1 protein-coding gene is annotated in these 692 nt (G+C 53.8%); it reads left to right on the forward strand.

Features of this window, described 5'->3' with window-relative positions; genetic code table 11:
* Positions 1–62: 62 nt before the first annotated feature.
* Positions 63–692, forward strand: a 630-nt coding sequence (locus tag B3797_RS10300; RefSeq protein WP_311791027.1) for a fimbria/pilus outer membrane usher protein, incomplete at its 3' end; no start/stop codon positions are given.

Raw genomic sequence — 692 nt, forward strand, 5'->3', positions numbered from 1 at the left:
ATATCAGCCGGGCAAAAACCGATTTGCCTCGGGGCAGGCACAGCGTCGGCCAGTCAGTACGAATGCAGTATCAGAAGAGTATCGCCTCTACCAATACCACCTTCAGCATGGACAGCTACCGCTACTCATCCGGCGGCTTCTACTCATTCAGCGAAGCGAATGCTTTGAGGGATCCGACCTACTTTGTCAACAACAAGCGCAGCCGCTCCGAGGTTTCCGTTTCGCAGGAATTTGGAGACTACGGCAGTCTCAGCCTGACAGCATATATGCAAACTTACTGGCGTACCGGCATTAAAGAGCGCACGCTACACCTCGGCTACTACAGCACGTTTCAGGGCATCTCCTGGGGAGTGGGTTACTTTTACAGCGATGCCACCAATAGTCCAAAAGCGGACCGCGCCATTTCGTTTAACCTCACAATTCCTTTCTCCGCTCTGCTGCCTGATAGCTCCGTCAGCTACAGCATGAACGCCGGTAATGACGGCGATATCTCTCAGCAGGTCGCACTGTCAGGATCGATGCAGGAAAACAGTAACCTTTATTACAGCCTGCAACAGGGCCACAACAGGCAGGGGCAAAACGTTAACAGTAACGCTTCGCTGAACTATCGCGGCAGCCGTGGCAACGCCAGCATGGACATTGGTCATGATAAACACAGCAGCCAGTTCAGCTACGCCCTGGCTGGCGGCATC

Origin of the sequence: Pantoea sp. UBA5923, from assembly GCF_002431095.1 — a bacterium.
Taxonomy (GTDB): Bacteria; Pseudomonadota; Gammaproteobacteria; order Enterobacterales; family Enterobacteriaceae; genus Pantoea; species Pantoea piersonii.